The sequence below is a fragment of the Mesorhizobium sp. M0437 genome (assembly GCF_040321335.1).
Classification (GTDB): domain Bacteria; phylum Pseudomonadota; class Alphaproteobacteria; order Rhizobiales; family Rhizobiaceae; genus Mesorhizobium.
This window is the reverse complement of the sequence record NZ_JAMYRK010000095.1, coordinates 1-16,113: the sequence shown is the minus strand read 5'-3', so window position 1 is coordinate 16,113 and position 16,113 is coordinate 1. Positions and strand designations below refer to the sequence as shown.

Genomic DNA, 16,113 nt, shown 5'->3' with positions numbered 1-16,113 from the left:
CGCATGCTGCGCGGCGTCAACATCCTCGCCGACGCGGTGAAGGTCACGCTCGGCCCCAAGGGCCGCAACGTCGTCATCGACAAGTCGTTCGGCGCGCCGCGCATTACCAAGGACGGCGTCACCGTCGCCAAGGAAATCGAGCTTGAGGACAAGTTCGAAAACATGGGCGCGCAGATGGTCCGCGAAGTTGCTTCGAAGACCAACGACATCGCCGGCGACGGCACCACCACCGCGACCGTTCTGGCACAGTCGATCGTCCAGGAAGGCCACAAGTCGGTTGCCGCCGGCATGAACCCGATGGACCTCAAGCGCGGCATCGACCTCGCCGTCGCCGACGTCGTCGCGACGCTGATCAAGAACGCCAAGAAGATCAAGACCTCGGAAGAGGTTGCCCAGGTCGGCACAATCGCCGGCAATGGCGACGTGTCGGTCGGCTCGATGATCGCGGAAGCGATGCAGAAGGTCGGCAATGAGGGTGTCATCACCGTCGAGGAAGCAAAGACCGCCGAGACCGAGCTTGAAGTCGTTGAAGGCATGCAATTCGACCGCGGCTATCTCTCGCCCTACTTCGTCACCAACGCCGAGAAGATGGTTGCGGATCTGGAAGACGCCTACATTCTTCTCCACGAGAAGAAGCTCTCCAACCTGCAAGCCATGCTGCCGATCCTCGAGGCCGTCGTGCAGACCTCGAAGCCGCTGGTCATCATCTCGGAAGATGTCGAAGGCGAGGCCCTGGCCACGCTGGTCGTCAACAAGCTGCGTGGAGGCCTGAAGATCGCTGCCGTCAAGGCGCCGGGCTTCGGTGATCGCCGCAAGGCCATGCTGGAAGACATCGCCATCCTCACCGGTGGCCAGGTCATTTCCGAAGACCTCGGCATCAAGCTCGAGAATGTCGGCCTCAACATGCTCGGCCGCGCCAAGAAGGTGTCGATCTCCAAGGAGAACACCACCATCGTTGACGGCGCCGGCAAGAAGGAAGACATCCAGGGCCGCGTCGCCCAGATCAAGCAGCAGATCGAAGAGACCACCTCAGACTACGACAAGGAGAAGCTGCAGGAACGTCTCGCCAAGCTGGCAGGCGGCGTTGCCGTCATCCGCGTCGGCGGTGCGACCGAGATCGAAGTCAAGGAAAAGAAGGACCGCGTCGATGACGCCCTCAACGCGACCCGTGCGGCCGTCGAAGAAGGCATCGTTCCCGGCGGCGGCGTCGCCCTGCTGCGCGCTTCGCTGGCCATCACCGTCACTGGCGCCAACTCCGACCAGACCGCGGGCATCAGCATCGTGCGTCGCGCGCTGCAGGCTCCGGCCCGCCAGATCGCGGCCAACGCCGGTGCGGAAGCATCGATCGTCGCCGGCAAGATCCTCGAGAACAAGGGCGCGACCTTCGGCTACAACGCCCAGACCGGCGAATATGGCGACATGATCGCCATGGGTATCGTCGATCCGGTCAAGGTTGTGCGCACGGCTCTGCAGGACGCGGCCTCGGTCGCCGGCCTGCTGGTCACCACCGAAGCCATGATCGCGGAGGCTCCGAAGAAGGAGTCGGCTGGCGGCGGCATGCCTGGCGGCATGGGCGGCGGCGGCATGGGCGGTATGGGCGGTATGGATTTCTAATCCAGCCCCTATCAACCTACAGCGGAAAGGGCGGCAGCAATGCCGCCCTTTCCTTGTGTGCCGAACATGATCGACAACTTGGAGTGCGTCCCGAGGATCTCCTTCGAGCCTCACCGCATGGTCGAGAATTAGGATCTTGTCCGATCGAGCAATTCGCGGGCTCAACCTGGTCAAACCGGCGCCCCCTACGAACTGCCCGATCCTTGAGGATTCCGCTGCGCGACAATCACGATGATTCATTCAGTTGGTAGCTATAGGCGGTGAATCATGAGGGGCATTGAGGAGCGTGGCAAGGCGCCCATCTCGGCATTTAACCCCATCGAGCGTGATATCAGGGACAATTCTCTCATCGGACCGGCGGCTGGCGTTGAAGGACCCGGTGAATCATCCTGTTCTATAGTGGAGCAGACGCGCTCTGAGCCTCAAGATCAAGGGTTTCCTCCTCTGAGTATCCTTGATCTGCCGCTGGACATTCTCGTTGATATTGCTGAGCGGCTCAGCCCGATGGATCTGCTGAGGATGTCGCACACAAATCAAGAGCTGCGTGTCGCCGCGATGATAGTCGCAACGCCTCAAGAAAGGCGGATCCAGGTTCAGGCCATCTGTGGAGCCCTTGCAACCGGGCTCCAGCAGCGTCTCGTCGTCGTGGCAGAGGGGCCTCGTGACCCCGACGACTGCGCTTCGGCCTTGTGGGGCCTCGGAGCGGGCGTGGCAGCGCTTGCACCCGAGCTCCAGCGGCGTCTCATTCTCCTCGCCGAAGGGCTTGAGCCCAGGTCTCAGACCATTGCCCTGGAGGGCCTCGGAGCAGGCGTGGGTGGCCTTGCCCAACTTCAGCCGATCCAGGATTGCGATCAGCAGGTCATGATCTAGCGTCGTCATCACCAGCTCCCTCCGACCACCGCTTCGTACTCGGCGAGTGGCCGCAGCAAGGTGGCCGGGGGTGATCTTGATGCGCTCGGCGCGCACCGGCCCTTCGAAGCCGGCAACGCCGACAAAAGGCTCTGTCGCAAACCTGGAAATGGGGGTGTGAACGGCCATTTCGGCCTGTCCGTCAGGCAGCGAGGATATCGAAACAGCGATCGACAGACTTGTAGGCATACCTCGCCTGTCGCTTGCCCATCATGTGGATCATCTCGATGCCGGAGAGGATAACCACGGCGCTCGCCTGCGACTTGAAGCCGAGCATGGATGGAATGCGGCGCTTGATACGCCGGTGATCCTGTTCGATCCGATTGTTGAGATACCGGCTATTGCGGATGCGGATCGGCTTCAGCGGTCGCCGCGATCGCTGCCGCAGCCGGCTTTCAGCGTCGCAGGAAAGGATCGCTTCGTAATTGGTCTGGCTGCCGTCGGTGACGATGCGCTCCGGCCGGCCATCGCGCGTCAGCGCCTTGTGGAGGAAGCGTTGGGCCGCCACCAGGTCACGGTTTTCGCTGAAGAACAACTCGACCGTGTCGCCGAGGCTGTCGATGGCGCGGTAGAGATACATCCATGGCCGCAGACCTTGATGTACCTCTCGTCCATATGCCACTTGCTGCCGACCACACGCTTGCGCCGGTTGAAGCGCTCCAGCAGCTACGGCGAGAAGTGGGCGACCCAGCGATGCACGGTGGAATGGGCGACCTTCAAGCCGCATTCGGCCATCATCTCTTCCAGATCGCGCAGGCTCAGAGTGTAGGCCAGGTACCAGCGCACGCACAGCAGGATCACCGACTGGTCGAAATGGCGGCCGTTGAACATCACGTGCTCCTCCACAGCTGAGGAGTGTTTCTTGCCATGCTCCGCTTACCAAAAGGTTTGCGACAGAGCCGTTCGAACCGCATGCCGACACCATCGTCAAGGGCGGCCGCGATGTCGATTATGGCCACAAGCTCAACATGACGACGGGCAGGCAGTCTGTTCTTTCAATTTAGACCAACTATGCGGATGCCGCCTCAGTCAATTCAAGAAGGTAACCAATGCCGCGCACGGTCGTGATCCGTGGCGTTGCACCTGACCTACTCAGGTGTCCACGTAAGCGATAGATTCCGACTTCAAGCGCGTTGGCAGATACCTCGTCGTTGAACGAATAGAGGTGATCTTCCAACTGCGCACGAGGCACGATGCGGCCTGCACGGATAAGCAGATGCTCTAAAATACATAGTTCGCGGCGTGCGATCTTCAGAGGATGACCCGAGACGGAAACCTGTCGGCCGATCGGATCGAAATTGAGATTGCCAAATACAACGATGGGGTCGGTCACCTGTGTCGACCGGCGCAGAATGGCTCTCATTCTGGCGATGAGCTCATCGAAAGAGACGGGCTTGAGCAGAAAGTCGTCCGCGCCACCGTTGAAAATTGCAATTCGCTTCTCGAGATCGTTGATGCTACTCATAATGAGGGTTGGAACTGAATGCCCGTCGCTCCTTAGCTGTCTCAGCCAGCCCAAGCCATCGCCATCTGGCAGAGCCAACTCCAGCAGGAGAATTTCATAGGTTGCGCAACAAAATGCCCTCGACGCCTGTTCCAGGTTGCCAACTACATCAACGGCAAAACCGCTATCCCCGAGCGCAACTCGCACAGCGCGCGTAAGATCCACATGATGATCAATGAGCAGCGTTCGCATTTCACGTCCTATCAAGGTCGGACAGGTCACCGTCCGCTGTAAGACCGGGGCGACAGCGGAAGTCGCGCAACTCTTCGTAGTGTTCGTAACGCTCTTTCCGATGGGTGATCGCGGGAGCATGCAAGCCGCACGCCTGCAATAGTCGGGGATGGAACACGTGAAGACCTGTTGACGGGCTGAAACCGTCGGTCGGCCAGCCCACAATGCCACCGACTCTGCCTGCGATTTCTCTGCGCATCGATCCTCCTATGGGTTGCGTCGCAAACTCCAGCTGAGGTCGCAAGGCAGGTTGCGGCTTTGTTCATTGAGAGGACCCCCTGGAGGCAATACCAGGAGGATTCCCTATATGGCACTTCCCGATTTACCACCGGTCATTCCGAACCACGTTCGGCGGCTTTGAAGACACTCATTGAGCGCGGCTAGGTAAATCAAGGGTACGACCTGCCGGGTGTCGATGCCGCTTTTGAAGCAGGCATCGGCACCAGCTCGGTGAGCGTCGCCCGCGCAATTCAGCGGACGCGCTCGATACACCCAGTCGAATCGTGCCGCAACTTGCCGCGCCGACAGGGCGCCCGAAGACTTCAGACTTGTGACCGAAGGTCTACGCCCAGTCCTCCTCCCATTATCCACCTCCCTCAAATCAAAGTGGACGTTCAATTTGAACAAATTACGCCATCGTATCACAAACGACTTACCGATCCCCGACGTGCTCTAGCCTTAGTGCTTGTTAAGAAGGTCGGCTACTGTCTCTCCGCGTCGCCGGGCATCGGCGGCGAGCCACACCTCCCCCACCTCATACACGTCGCCGTGGGTACTGAACGGCACAATGACGTCAATGGCAGCCGACAGCAGGTCAAGAAGCGTGTGGTCTTCCACAGCAGCTCCTTGCGGGCTGCTCTTGACGAGTGAAAAGAGCTTTTTAAAGCCTTGGACCGGATCCGCCCCATGAATCGTTGATATTGATCCCGCATGGCCGGAGACGACTTCGCTAAGGTAGGCCCAAGCAGCATCATCGCGCATCTCGCCAAGCAATATTCGATCAGGGCGCATGCGCAAGCTGGCTTGCAACAGTTGCTCGGCTGTCACCGCACCTACGCTTGCTCGGTCCTTCGGATAGAGTAACCGGACATGGTTCTCGTGCGGGATTGCAAGTTCGAGCGTGTCCTCGATACTTATCAGCCTCTCTTGCGGGGGTATAGCGTTGATCAAAGTCTTGCTCATTGTCGTTTTGCCGCTTCCAGTAGGTCCGCAAAGCAGCATCGTGAGCCGCCCGCAAACGCATGCTCGCAAAAATTGCTCCAAGTCACCATGGTCGTAGTGCTGAAGAATCGTTTCGTCCTGCCGCTCTTGGCGCTCCTTTCGTGACCGCCATTGATTCCAACGCGAGTATTCGTAGCGAGAAGAAACTTCCTTGAGTTCGGTCACACGACTTGAGGGACGCCGTATCGTCAGGCTTATTGTTCCTGAGGGAACAGCGGGCGGCAAACAGATCTGCAGCCGCTCTCCGTTCGGCAGCTCAGTCGCACAGAGGGGGCTTTGCGGTCCGACATCTTGCTTGCGCAGCGCTCCAGCGAGGATCGCGATGTCCTCCAGATCGTCATAAGATAGCGGTAGCGGATGTTTCGTGAAAACGCCGGCCTGTCGGACAAAGGCTTCCCCAGGCCGGTTGATAGCGACCTCTTCGGTCCTTGGCTCCTCAAGCCATTTCAAAACAGGGTTGAGAAGCAAACGCAATTGAGGGTCAGCCTCCGGTCGCATTGTTGTCTCTCCGGCGTTGGCGATGTTGGGGGGCTGGCGCCACGGCGATCGGTCTAAGATCGTATACATCTGAGAAATCGAGGTCCCGAGCCACAAAGATCGATACAGCATCTCCCTGGTTTTTCTTCAGAGTTGGCGGAACGTTGATCGTTGCTCTAAGGGTCGTGTCAACGGCTTGTCCGGCGTTGCTCTGGAAGCTGTTGATGCCGCTTCCTCCACCTGAGCTGCCAGCGTATTGACCGGCGGCCTGAAACGCGCCTTGAATGACGCTCATGAGCATTGCTCCGCCAAAGCGCTGCCAGAAGTGATTATCCACCGTGCCAGGCATTCCGGAGCGGCCGAGCTCGTCAGCGCCCGGCGACGCTAGCGAAACGAGGGCATGGTCAGGCGTTTCGATGCGCGTCCACAGCACGAAGACACGCGCATCCCCCTGTTGGAGACCACGCTGGATCTCGCCAATCACGGTCGTCCCGCGATCCAAAAGCACCACGTTGTTGGTGGCGCCGCGGACGTCTTTAGGTAAGACGCACTTCACATAACCCGGTAAATTTGTGTCGACTGCCGTTTGCAAAATGCAGGGAATTATCGTTCCTTGGGTAATCACGAGATCAGGGTGCGGCAAAAGTGTGGCCCGGCTTGGCTCCTGTATATCTGGCTTCAATCGCCCCGTCAGATCGCCAGCGTCTGAAATCTCATGCGAGGTCGCGGGAGCATCCCTATGGTTGTCTTCGCTCCGCTGACCGTCGTTGGGCATTTGACCGCTGCCACTGTAGGCGAAAATTGGTGTTTCCTCCGGCGGCGGATCAGCTGGCGCCGGAGGCGGCGTGGATGGCGCAGGATCTCCTGCCTGCGCCGCCTGTACGGGTGCTGGAGCTTCGGGAGCAATCTCAATCGGCACGGGGCGGAATGGCTCGGCGTCGGCGACAATTGGAGGTTTTGGCTGAGTTGGCTCGTCTTGTGTGCTGGGACGACCGCCGAGCCAGATGAGCGATAGAGATGAGATGAGAACAAGAGCAGCGACGGCCAACTTCTGCAATCCCGAAACATGCCGGCGGGCCGGCTCCGAGACCATCGATCCTGAGGCATGGACATCATGTCCCGACTGTGGGCCGGTTTCATTCATCGGCCGGGCCTTTCAAAACGCGCCACACGTCGGGTGTCACTGTACCGGTCCCTGGCGCTCGTCCCACAGGGTCATAAGCCCTGTTGAAAATGGACAAGACCGTATTGCCATCTCTCAGACGCCATTCCCGGGCGACTGCGGATACTTCAACATAGTCTCCTTTGACCGTGTAATTGGCAGCGGCTTCCTTGCCGTCGGGATTGATAATGTAGAGGGAGGGTATGCGGGAATTGCTTGCGAAGCCAAATACGGTGGTAAAGCCATTATCGAAAACTTCCAGCGGCGCCAGCGATCGATCGCCCTTTGCGACGTAGTGAAAATTGCTTTCGTCCGGACTGGTAGTTGCGGCGGGCCGATTCAACAAATCCTGAACTCTCTCGTCGCGCAGCACTTTCGCCCGGGCCTGACCAAGAATCGAGCGCCTTTCTGCGTCCTTTCTCTGAGCAGCAGCCTCATCAGCAGGATAGGTGAACTGCACACTGTAGTATAGGTCAGGTTGCTGCTCATCGAGTTTTGGCATCGCTCTCGTTGAAATACTGAAGACGTATCTCCGTGTACCGGACTCACTCTCGGCCAGCACGATGACCGGCTGCGGCGGGAGCATCCGGCTAGCCTTAAAAAAGAGATAGTTGGCGCGCGGGAGCGCAGCCAGGTCTTTGCTATTGGAAACGGCCACGGCTGCGACTGTCTCGTTGGCCGCGAATGTGACAACCAGCGTTGCCCCCACTGCGGTAGACAGGCGCACCACTTCGTCAGGACGGTAAGCCAGGTAGCGCATGCGCGCATCATGCTTGCCGGCAAGTGGTGTGTCTTCCGCGGACGCTTCCATCGTTAAGAAGAGTGAACAGACCAGCGCGAGAAACGCTCTTTTTGTCATGGCTGCACATAGCCCAGGTTCGATACGCTATCTTCCGAGCTTTGATAGGAAGTGACGAGTAGACCTCCCGGATTGGTGAGCCTCGATTGCCCAGGCAGACCCGTCAAGCGCTCGTAGCGGATGGTAGCTGTCCAGGTGGTCACTATCGGCATCTGCCCATCGACAACAAGCGTACGTTTGTAACGGATCTGTTGAACGTCCGGACTGATGTCGTTTGAAGAAATATGCCCGACCTCGAGCTTGCCGCGTTTGCCGACCGTGACTTGCGGCGAGGTGGGATTCGGATAGTTGAAGAAATCTTGATATTGCTGTCGCACAGCCGGCGCGCTGAAACTGGATACGAGGTCATAGGCGTATTGGGCTGTATCTGCTGTGTACCCCTCGCGCAGGCGTACATATTCCCACAGCGAAGCATTTATGACGGCTCGGTCTTGGGTTGCCGGCAGTCGAGAGACTGACACTTCGCTGTCGACGGTCCCATCCGGCCGGACCCAGAGGAACACAGGTACGAGCTTGGCCAACGGGACCATGGCAGCAATGGTAAATGCCTGGGCAACATTTCCTAGGACCGCCGCTGCGGCAAAGGCTATCAGGGCCTTTGACAGGCGCCGCGCAGACTTCGCTCGTGAAGTTTGAAACGCTTCCACCTTCTTATAGTGGGCGGCTAGCGTTTCTCTCTCCACCAGAAGGGCATGTTCAGGAACTTTCACTTTGGCTCTTCCGCGCATTCGACCTGAAGATCCTCAGGGGTGGTTTCCCATTGTCCCACGTTCAGTTGGAATGGGGCACCCGCGCATGTCGCAAGCCCATGGCTCGTCTTGCAGGCGGCCAAAGCGAGGATTGACAGAAGTAGGCAATATTTCATGTTTTTGGCACCGAGCTTGTCGATTGATTAACCACCCGCCGTTTTGGCAAAGTGGCGATTGAGGCTGTTAAGAGGTCGGTTCGCACCTCCCCAAGAGCCGCCGGCGATGCTGCTGGCGATCGTCGGAAGCGCGACGATCAGAGCGTCACCAGCTAGGAAAAGCATGTCGAGCTCGTAAAGCCCGATGATCTTGGCTGCTGTCGTGCCCGAGAATTTGATCATCAAAAGCATGGCTGCCAGCGAGACTGCTTCGGCAGCGATTACTATCGTTGCAACGATGTTGAGGAGGAGAAGCAGCAGCCCGTACGAGAGCAGTTGGCCGATCCATCTGGTGGCTATGTCTCGAGTGTGATCAAAAAGGTAGCCTACAAGGACCAGGGGGCCGATCGTCAAGAGCACCTTCGTCAGAATTCCAACGGCATCGTAGATCTCGAACGCTGTCCACAGCGCGCCGTAGAAAATCCATTGCGCTCCCTCGAAAGCAAGTATGTCCTGGCCGTTCATAGGCCCAATTTCGGAAGCAATCAGCTGAAAGACATACTGGCTTGAAGCAAACATGAGATCGAGCTTCTGGGGGATTCCGATGAAGGGCAAGTCGCTGCCACTGATGTCGTGAGCCAACCTCGGAATCGTGTCGTCGAAGAGCGCTTCAATGTACTGCTGATAGTTGGCCTGCCCTAAGATAAGGGCGACGACAATCGACACCATGATTACGCGCGAGATACCCCCGCGCGCATCGACTTGACCACGCATGACCAGACAGCCTTGGATTATTATCCAGAGCGTGACACACGCAACCAGAGGCGCACTGACCGCCGCTTGGACGTTTTCAAGCACTTTGTGCAGCCCGGACGTGAAGGCCCCATGAAAGATCGTGTGTATAGTCGTGAATGGCGCGGGAATTTTGAAATTCATGGCGTGAGCCTGATGTGTCCCTGATCAGCGCAGCTGAGCCTGATGAACTCTGTGTGGTTTACGGGAGGATGCTAAACATATTAGCGGTGTCCTGATGTTCGCGACGCTGCGTGGCGGCCTCCTCCACGGCGTGAAGGCTCCCTTGTGCAGTGGCCATTGTCAGCAGACTCGTGGCCTGGACATTTTGGATCATCGCATCGTGAATCTGCTTGAGGACCAGACCGTTGGTCACGGTGGCCTGCATAATATTTCCCGAGCGGGAAAGCTGACCAAGCGTGCCGGCGTTATCCTTAAGGCGCTTGTCCATCATGCCCAAAGTGTCGGCTGCAATAGCTGCGGCATTGGCGGCCCCGGCGATTTGTCCCTGTAACAGTTTCGCTTCTGAATCGGTGCCGTTGACTATCCGATTTGGGTCCTTCGCAATGTTACGGGCCATAATCGAAGCTGGCGCCCGAGCATCAAACATCTGCTCCTCCAGCTTATTGCTCGACGGGTAGTGATTTCCTTGGTTCAGTGAGCTTAGCAGTCCCGTGACAGCGAATGACGACGTTAGAATCGTCACCATTTCAATCGTGGTAGCGAGCGTCTCGATTGACCTCTCAAGGATCGCCGCATTGGAAAGCGCTGTTAAGGTCGCTTGTGTTTCTGTTACAGGGTCGCTGACGATAAATTGCGAACGGGCCTGTCCGTGAAGCAGAAGGGAAGCAGCAAGGGTCGTTACTGCAAGTTTGGCAAATTTCATGAATATTCCTCCGTCAGTCTTGAACTTCGTGGTACCGGGCCATGAACTTGTCGAGCCACCCACTTGGGGCGTCTCCGTGCTGGTTACGAAGCTGGTCGGCAAAGCGCACTGTGTTGGCCCGCCCCGAGAGTACGGCTACGTACTCGCGCATCTGCCCAAGATCGAATTCGCAAACAATACTCCCGCTATCGCGCTTGAGCAAAAACTTGCGGCTGCCGATTGCCATTCCCTGGCGGATTGCCTCGAACTCCTGCGCAGTGCACTTCAAGCCATCGACATACGCAGAGCGGTCCGCCGTCGGTGATGGGTAGAAAATTTTCGTCATACATTGCGCAACGAGACTAGCTCCGAGAGGCGATTCCAGAACGTGTTCAGGCTGCTGCGTTGCGAGTATCAACATGCCGTTGTTTTTGCGGACCGTGAGCAAGAACTTGTCGATAACGGCCGAGAATTGGGGGTTGAGTAGATAGAATCGAAATTCGTCGCAGCTCATGACGAACCGACGACCATCGACGATAGCGCCCACTCGATGCAGAAGGTATGCGGCGGCCGGTGCACAGACCTCCTCATATTCCAGGAGCTGCGTCATGTCGAAGCCCGTAATGGAGGCATCCAGCCTTACTTCGTCCACGTCGCCGTCAAAGGCCCATCCAAGCGCCCCCCCTCTACACCACCGCTGCAGCCGTGCTCCTGCGCCCTCGGAGGGGCTGTGCAATAGGAACTCGCGCAGGCCCGCAAGTGAGCGCATAGGGGGTTCGAACGAAAGCTGACGAACAATGCCGCGTTCCAGCCGACGGCTTTCCTCCGGCGAGATCGGACCACGGCCGTCGCTCTCGATCAGGGCCATCAACCACTCGCGCAGAAAGTCCCGGGAGGCGGAGGTGTTGTCCAGTCCACGCAGAGGGGCCAAGCCGCTCGGAGCGCCTCTGCGCAACGCAAGATATGTCCCTCCCGTGGCTCGCACCAGCAGTTCACCACCCCGATCCTTGTCGAAGAAGACGATCGCACCATTGCGATCGACCAAGCTTTGCTCAAGCATCGCGAGGACAAAGGTCATCAGCGTCGTCTTGCCTTTGCCAACGGGCCCGAATATTGCCGTCATGCCGACGTCATTCTCATGGGGGATGTAGTCGAAAGAAGTTCCACCGTTTGTGCGAAAGCGCGCAACAGCATTGCCCCAGTGGCCGGAACTGGAACCGCTTGGGAAGTTCTCAAATGAGACGAGCCCGGCAAAATTGTGTGAGGTGATCGCCCCCGGGCGCGTGCGCCACCTGTTGTTCCCCGGAAGTTGGGACCAATATGCGGCCTCCATGCCGATGCCCTCTTGGACGATAACGGCGCCCGCGTCGGCCAGCCGTGCGCGGGCACTTGCTGCGCGATCTGCAAGGCTATTGAGGCTGTCGGCATAGACGCACAGGCTCAGATGATGCGAACCCATCACGAATTCGTTGCTTGCCAGTGCGTCCTCTGCCTCGGCAAGTTCATTGATCTGGGTGAGAGCCTTGTCGCCGGCACTCGTCATCTGGCTGGACTTAAGGCTTAGTTTGGCATGAGCTTGTGGGCGAGTGAGGAAGGAAAAGCTCTGGCTCAGGACAAGCGGGAAGTTGGCGGACAGCAAGGAATTTAGCATGCCCGGCCGCGTCGTCGCCGGATATTCACGGAACGAAAACAATGATCCGACGGAGCTATCCCCGGGCCTTCGAATCTCAAGCGCCCGCTTCCCGCAGATGACCTGGTCAGTGTAGATCGAGGCGCCAAGTGAGCCGGTAACCATCGGAACCGGAAGAAACCGGCAAGTCATCATGAGCCGAAGCGCCTCGCCGATTTCCGTGAAGAGCACGTTGCCTTTCTCACGAATGCCCAACCGGCGCAGACCGTAACCGCCGAGTGCGCCAGCAGTGATGTGCCAGAGGTCTTCCAGGCTCCGCATTTGGGTGGCTAGATCGTGCTCATTCCGTCTGCGGGACTTGGCAATCCGCAAGCCGATCTTGCCGATTGCGGTGCGGGGGGACACGATCAAAGTGAGGAAGTGATCGTTGCGAAAGAGCTTTCCCGACAGCACACGACGCTCGTAGGCCTCGCTCAGACTGCCAGCGAATGCACTTTGAAACTGGCGCGGCGCCGGCGCCGGCACATCGTTGTGTCTCACAAGATGAGCGTATATCGAGACATTGTCATCGGCGATGTTGCGCAAGAGAGTGTTGAACGCGCGGCAGCGCGAGTTGCGCATCTCAGCGTCTTCCAAATCAAAGGGCACACCGTTCACATGTGCCATGGCCATGATCGATCCGTCTTCCAGAAGGACAACCTGATCGCTTACGTGACCAACATACGGAAGGTAGATCTCGCCAGACCTCTCGGTCCGGCCGCTGGCGCCGAACATTACACCATTCCTCTTCCGCGTTTCGGCACTCTGATCGGATTGGCGCTGACGCTTGCGCCTCCCCAGACCGGCCCGTCCACGCTTCTGCCGGCCGTCTGCAAATAGAGCAGCACGACGCTTGCCGCGTTATAGTCACGCTCAACAACCAGCCGTGCTCCGAACCAGAGTGGCGCGAGAACGATTTCGTAGAGCGGGTTCTGAAGGATAATGATAACAAGCCCAGCCAACATCATGAGCAATCCGGCCAGCGTCAGCGGCACCCCCAGAAACAGTGCGGGGCGCGTCGCCGCCACATAGAGGGTGCTCACTTCCAACCGGTCGCTCATCAGCCGCCGCCTATGAGCGCCTTGCCCAGGAAGCTGGCCCCGAACATGATGACGATCCCTCCAACGACACCCGCAACCAGGCCAAGTGAAGCACGACCGAACATCCAAGAGATACCGATGGCTACGAGCCCGAGCACGGCCAGTGATTGTCCAAAGGGGCCAAGTATGAACGTGCAGATATTCTGGACCATCTTGGCAGGATCCGTCCCTCCGGTCACCTGAGCCGCGGCTGGCCCGCTGTAGAAGACCGTCCACGCCGCGCCTGCAGCAGCGGCCGGTACATATTCAGCCGCCATGCGCAGCATGGAAAAAGGCGAAGGAACACGCGTTTTAAGCGCACGAAGTATCTTGAGTGGCGTCATCATTGCATCTCCATGTTTCAATCGAATACGAGTTTGTTCGGGTTCGCGGGTTCCCGTGCTTTCGCAGCCTGGCTGCCTGTCGGACCGGAGGGATCGGCCCCGGAGCGGTCTGGCTGATACGAGCCCCAAATGTCCCAAGAATCTTGGTTGGGCTGCTTCTTTCTATTGGCCTGTTGGCTCTGCTGGAGCAGAGGCGGCACGGCTTTCCGACCGGGTGCCTCAAGGTGCGGCACATCTCGAGCAGTCGGCTCCAGCGTTCGCTCAAGGAGACTTGAGATGTCCTTTGAGGCCGACTCGACCTTGCGTACATAACCGTTGGCGAAGCCACGCGTGACGTCGCCCGTGTTATAGGCCGAGATGGCACGGCGAAGCGCCAGTTGCTGTGCCACAGCAGTGGTGCCGCCGGCATACCGGCTTTCAAGCAAGTGGGCGGCAGCCGAAAGCGAGGCGCAGGGCTCGAAAGCCCTTTCCGGCGTAAGATTGAGCATGGCAAAGTTCTTGCTGTTTATCTGCATCAATCCAACATCGACAGAATGTTGTGCTTCGAGGCGTTCCTTGATGCCCCGCGTGGCTTCCAGGTGGTCTATCCAGCGAAGCTGCTCACCTGTGGTGTTGTCATGAGCCACCAGCGTGTCAAAGCCACTTTCAATCTTGGCAATCGCGGCGAGGGTGGACGGCGCAACCCAGGGAGCGCATTTGCGCGACAGGCTGCGGAACTCACGCGGAGAAAGTGGCGCGGGCTCGGCTGGGAGTGACATGGATGTCAACAGGACGACGGCCAGCGGCCAAGCTGCAATAAACATTCCCTATCACCTACCTTTCCAAGCCGCCGGACGGGTTCTGGCCTGTCCGGCACGCGCTTATCGGGGAGGTTTGTTACTGTGTGATGTTCAAGTTCAGCTTTTCGGTTTCAATTGAAGCAAAGACCGTGTTCGTATCAGCGTGGGTGAGCATCTTGCGCATGCGTGGGTGGCGCGGGCCCGATCAGCCAGCGACATCCGGAGCATCTTGGTACAATGACTCCTGTACAGGATTGCTCGTCCCGGCCGTCCGTTGCTCCTGGAGGGTGGGCCGCGACTTTGGCGTCATGGATGGTACTTCTGTCAGGGCCAAGCCAAGGACAAAATGGGGAGCTTGGCGGGCTTGTTCAGGCTCGGGAACACCGTGGGGAATCGACTAAGGCGATAAAGCGGCCCAACTTTGCCGGTATGCTGCCGGTCCTTAAAGAGCAGCCATGCGCGGCCCGGCACACTCAGATCATTGCTCGAGACGCGAGCTCGTCCGCGAAGCTGGCTCGAAGGCGCAAATCCGCGGCGGCGAGGGTCAACTGGGAAGACGTGGCGGCGCAGCCCATCCTGGTGCGAGCCTCGTTCAGCTGTTCGGCCGCCGCCGCCAAAGGGTGGATCATGCACAGTCCCATCGGCAGATAACGGCACGTCATTGACGGAGTCCGACGGCGCAATGGACAAGCATAGTGACACGCTCAGGATGGAGGAGTTGCAGTAACTGAGAAATGTTAGCCCGGACGTTCACCGCAACCGGCGACCTGCCGGTCGCCGAACAGCATTTGAGGCCGCCGGCCACCTTGGACGAAGCCGGCTTGGCAGGAGACACACTATTTTGCACAAGGCCGCTGCAGCGAATCACGGTCTTCTTCCGCCGACCGCCTCTCCGATCAAGCCAAACGCCGCGCTGCTCAACCATGTCCGAGCTGGATCCACGAGCCGGAGGATATCGAGATGATCCAGGTCCGCAAACTCCAGGATGACCAGGATGCAAGGGCATAGCAGGAAACTTGGCATCCATGAGGTCGAACTTGAGTGATATTGGCAGGCCTGCACCAACGGGGGAGCTCGAAGCGAAAAAGCGAAGGACCACACGGCAGGGTCATGTCGGCGCTTGGACCTGTCTGGTGGCCACGGGCTGCCTTGGTGCGGTCAATTCGCTGGGGATGAAAAGAACAGGACGAGCACGGCCTCACATTGGCCGCACGCAACGGCGAGTGGTATCAAGGAGCAGCTGTTCTGGGTCGGTGCCCCAGGGTTGCTCGGCAACAGGTTTAGACAAGGGGATTCAAGATTGAAGGTGTGCCGTTGAAACATGTTCTTGTCATTGACGATGATGCCGCAATGCGGCGCCTCATCGCCGAGTATCTCACGATGCATGCCCTGAAGGTAACCGCAGTCCACGATAGCAAGCAGTTTGACTATGTTCTTTCACGTGAGCCAGTCGATCTCGTGGTTGTTGACCTTAACCTAGGCCGGGAGGATGGACTTGCGATCGTCCGCAATTTGGCGACAAAATCGGATGTTCCTATCATAGTGATCAGCGGCGACCGGCTTGATGAGGCGGAAAAAGTGGTTGCACTGGAGCTCGGCGCAACCGATTTCATTCCCAAGCCTTTCGGGATGCGCGAATTCCTGGCCCGCATTCGAGTAGCGCTACGCCAGCGCATTTCTAGTCCGCGAACCAGAGAGCAGCGCTCATTTCGCTTTGGGGCCTGGAAGCTCAGCGTGAAGCAGCGGCGACTGATCTGTGCGGAG

Annotated in this window: 14 protein-coding genes and 2 pseudogenes; 2 read left to right on the top strand and 14 right to left on the bottom strand. The window is 58.5% G+C overall.

Annotation, left to right across the window (positions count from 1 at the left end):
- The coding region (groL, locus tag NKI72_RS31815; protein ID WP_352851845.1) for a chaperonin GroEL at nt 1-1,614 on the top strand (1,614 nt) is incomplete at its 5' end.
- A gap of 384 nt (nt 1,615-1,998) precedes the next feature.
- Here the strand turns inward: groL and NKI72_RS35555 are convergent.
- The 14 genes and pseudogenes from NKI72_RS35555 to NKI72_RS31745 all read right to left on the bottom strand — a co-directional run bounded on the left by NKI72_RS35555 (nt 1,999) and on the right by NKI72_RS31745 (nt 14,373).
- Complete coding sequence (locus tag NKI72_RS35555) at nt 1,999-2,652, bottom strand: hypothetical protein (protein WP_502894663.1); 654 nt, start codon at nt 2,650-2,652, stop codon at nt 1,999-2,001.
- 13 nt (nt 2,653-2,665) lie between these two features.
- Nucleotides 2,666-3,354: pseudogene (locus tag NKI72_RS31805) on the bottom strand (IS6 family transposase).
- Nucleotides 3,355-3,532: 178 nt separating this feature from the next.
- Entirely contained in the window at nt 3,533-4,219 is a 687-nt protein-coding gene (locus NKI72_RS31800; RefSeq protein ID WP_352722050.1) for a response regulator, read from the bottom strand.
- Nucleotides 4,220-4,936: 717 nt separating this feature from the next.
- Nucleotides 4,937-5,977, bottom strand: a complete 1,041-nt coding sequence (gene virB11, locus NKI72_RS31795) for a P-type DNA transfer ATPase VirB11 (protein WP_023673699.1) — start codon at nt 5,975-5,977, stop codon at nt 4,937-4,939.
- Nucleotides 5,961-7,100, bottom strand: coding sequence for a type IV secretion system protein VirB10 (gene virB10 / locus NKI72_RS31790; RefSeq protein ID WP_023679589.1), 1,140 nt, complete (start codon nt 7,098-7,100; stop codon nt 5,961-5,963). Before virB10 ends, virB11 begins: the two co-directional genes overlap by 17 nt.
- A complete protein-coding gene (locus NKI72_RS31785) occupies nt 7,093-7,977 on the bottom strand; it encodes a TrbG/VirB9 family P-type conjugative transfer protein (protein ID WP_023679588.1) in 885 nt (294 codons plus the stop codon). Before NKI72_RS31785 ends, virB10 begins: the two co-directional genes overlap by 8 nt.
- Entirely contained in the window at nt 7,974-8,687 is a 714-nt protein-coding gene (locus NKI72_RS31780) for a type IV secretion system protein VirB8 (protein ID WP_023679587.1), read from the bottom strand. The genes NKI72_RS31785 and NKI72_RS31780 overlap by 4 nt, the downstream gene beginning before the upstream one ends.
- A complete protein-coding gene (locus NKI72_RS31775; RefSeq protein WP_081731114.1) occupies nt 8,684-8,842 on the bottom strand; it encodes a type IV secretion system lipoprotein VirB7 in 159 nt (52 codons plus the stop codon). The genes NKI72_RS31780 and NKI72_RS31775 overlap by 4 nt, the downstream gene beginning before the upstream one ends.
- 27 nt (nt 8,843-8,869) lie before the next feature.
- Entirely contained in the window at nt 8,870-9,757 is an 888-nt protein-coding gene (locus tag NKI72_RS31770; protein ID WP_023762840.1) for a type IV secretion system protein, read from the bottom strand.
- A 58-nt stretch (nt 9,758-9,815) separates the two neighbouring features.
- Nucleotides 9,816-10,499, bottom strand: coding sequence for a TrbJ/VirB5 family protein (locus NKI72_RS31765; protein ID WP_023673704.1), 684 nt, complete (start codon nt 10,497-10,499; stop codon nt 9,816-9,818).
- A gap of 13 nt (nt 10,500-10,512) precedes the next feature.
- On the bottom strand, nt 10,513-12,882 hold the full coding sequence (virB4, locus tag NKI72_RS31760) for a type IV secretion/conjugal transfer ATPase VirB4 (protein WP_023685155.1): 2,370 nt from the start codon (nt 12,880-12,882) through the stop codon (nt 10,513-10,515).
- Nucleotides 12,882-13,208 (bottom strand): type IV secretion system protein VirB3, encoded by a 327-nt coding sequence (locus NKI72_RS31755; protein ID WP_023679584.1) that lies wholly within the window; start codon nt 13,206-13,208, stop codon nt 12,882-12,884. Before NKI72_RS31755 ends, virB4 begins: the two co-directional genes overlap by 1 nt.
- A complete protein-coding gene (virB2, locus tag NKI72_RS31750) occupies nt 13,208-13,513 on the bottom strand; it encodes a pilin major subunit VirB2 (protein WP_023673707.1) in 306 nt (101 codons plus the stop codon). The genes NKI72_RS31755 and virB2 overlap by 1 nt, the downstream gene beginning before the upstream one ends.
- 74 nt (nt 13,514-13,587) lie before the next feature.
- On the bottom strand, nt 13,588-14,373 hold the full coding sequence (locus NKI72_RS31745; RefSeq protein ID WP_352851843.1) for a type IV secretion system lytic transglycosylase VirB1: 786 nt from the start codon (nt 14,371-14,373) through the stop codon (nt 13,588-13,590).
- A 1,290-nt stretch (nt 14,374-15,663) separates the two neighbouring features.
- On the opposite strand from NKI72_RS31745, the pseudogene virG reads away from it, so the two are divergent.
- Nucleotides 15,664-16,113: pseudogene (gene virG / locus NKI72_RS31740) on the top strand (two-component system response regulator VirG); the annotation flags it as partial.

Coding starts and splice junctions, on each gene's coding strand:
- NKI72_RS35555 (WP_502894663.1), bottom strand. CDS start 2,652: ATGGCCGTTCACACCCCCATTTCCAGGTTTGCGACAGAGCCTTTTGTC.
- NKI72_RS31800 (WP_352722050.1), bottom strand. CDS start 4,219: ATGCGAACGCTGCTCATTGATCATCATGTGGATCTTACGCGCGCTGTG.
- virB11 (WP_023673699.1), bottom strand. CDS start 5,977: ATGCGACCGGAGGCTGACCCTCAATTGCGTTTGCTTCTCAACCCTGTT.
- virB10 (WP_023679589.1), bottom strand. CDS start 7,100: ATGAATGAAACCGGCCCACAGTCGGGACATGATGTCCATGCCTCAGGA.
- NKI72_RS31785 (WP_023679588.1), bottom strand. CDS start 7,977: ATGACAAAAAGAGCGTTTCTCGCGCTGGTCTGTTCACTCTTCTTAACG.
- NKI72_RS31775 (WP_081731114.1), bottom strand. CDS start 8,842: ATGAAATATTGCCTACTTCTGTCAATCCTCGCTTTGGCCGCCTGCAAG.
- NKI72_RS31770 (WP_023762840.1), bottom strand. CDS start 9,757: ATGAATTTCAAAATTCCCGCGCCATTCACGACTATACACACGATCTTT.
- NKI72_RS31765 (WP_023673704.1), bottom strand. CDS start 10,499: ATGAAATTTGCCAAACTTGCAGTAACGACCCTTGCTGCTTCCCTTCTG.
- virB4 (WP_023685155.1), bottom strand. CDS start 12,882: ATGTTCGGCGCCAGCGGCCGGACCGAGAGGTCTGGCGAGATCTACCTT.
- NKI72_RS31755 (WP_023679584.1), bottom strand. CDS start 13,208: ATGAGCGACCGGTTGGAAGTGAGCACCCTCTATGTGGCGGCGACGCGC.
- virB2 (WP_023673707.1), bottom strand. CDS start 13,513: ATGCTGCGCATGGCGGCTGAATATGTACCGGCCGCTGCTGCAGGCGCG.
- NKI72_RS31745 (WP_352851843.1), bottom strand. CDS start 14,373: ATGTTTATTGCAGCTTGGCCGCTGGCCGTCGTCCTGTTGACATCCATG.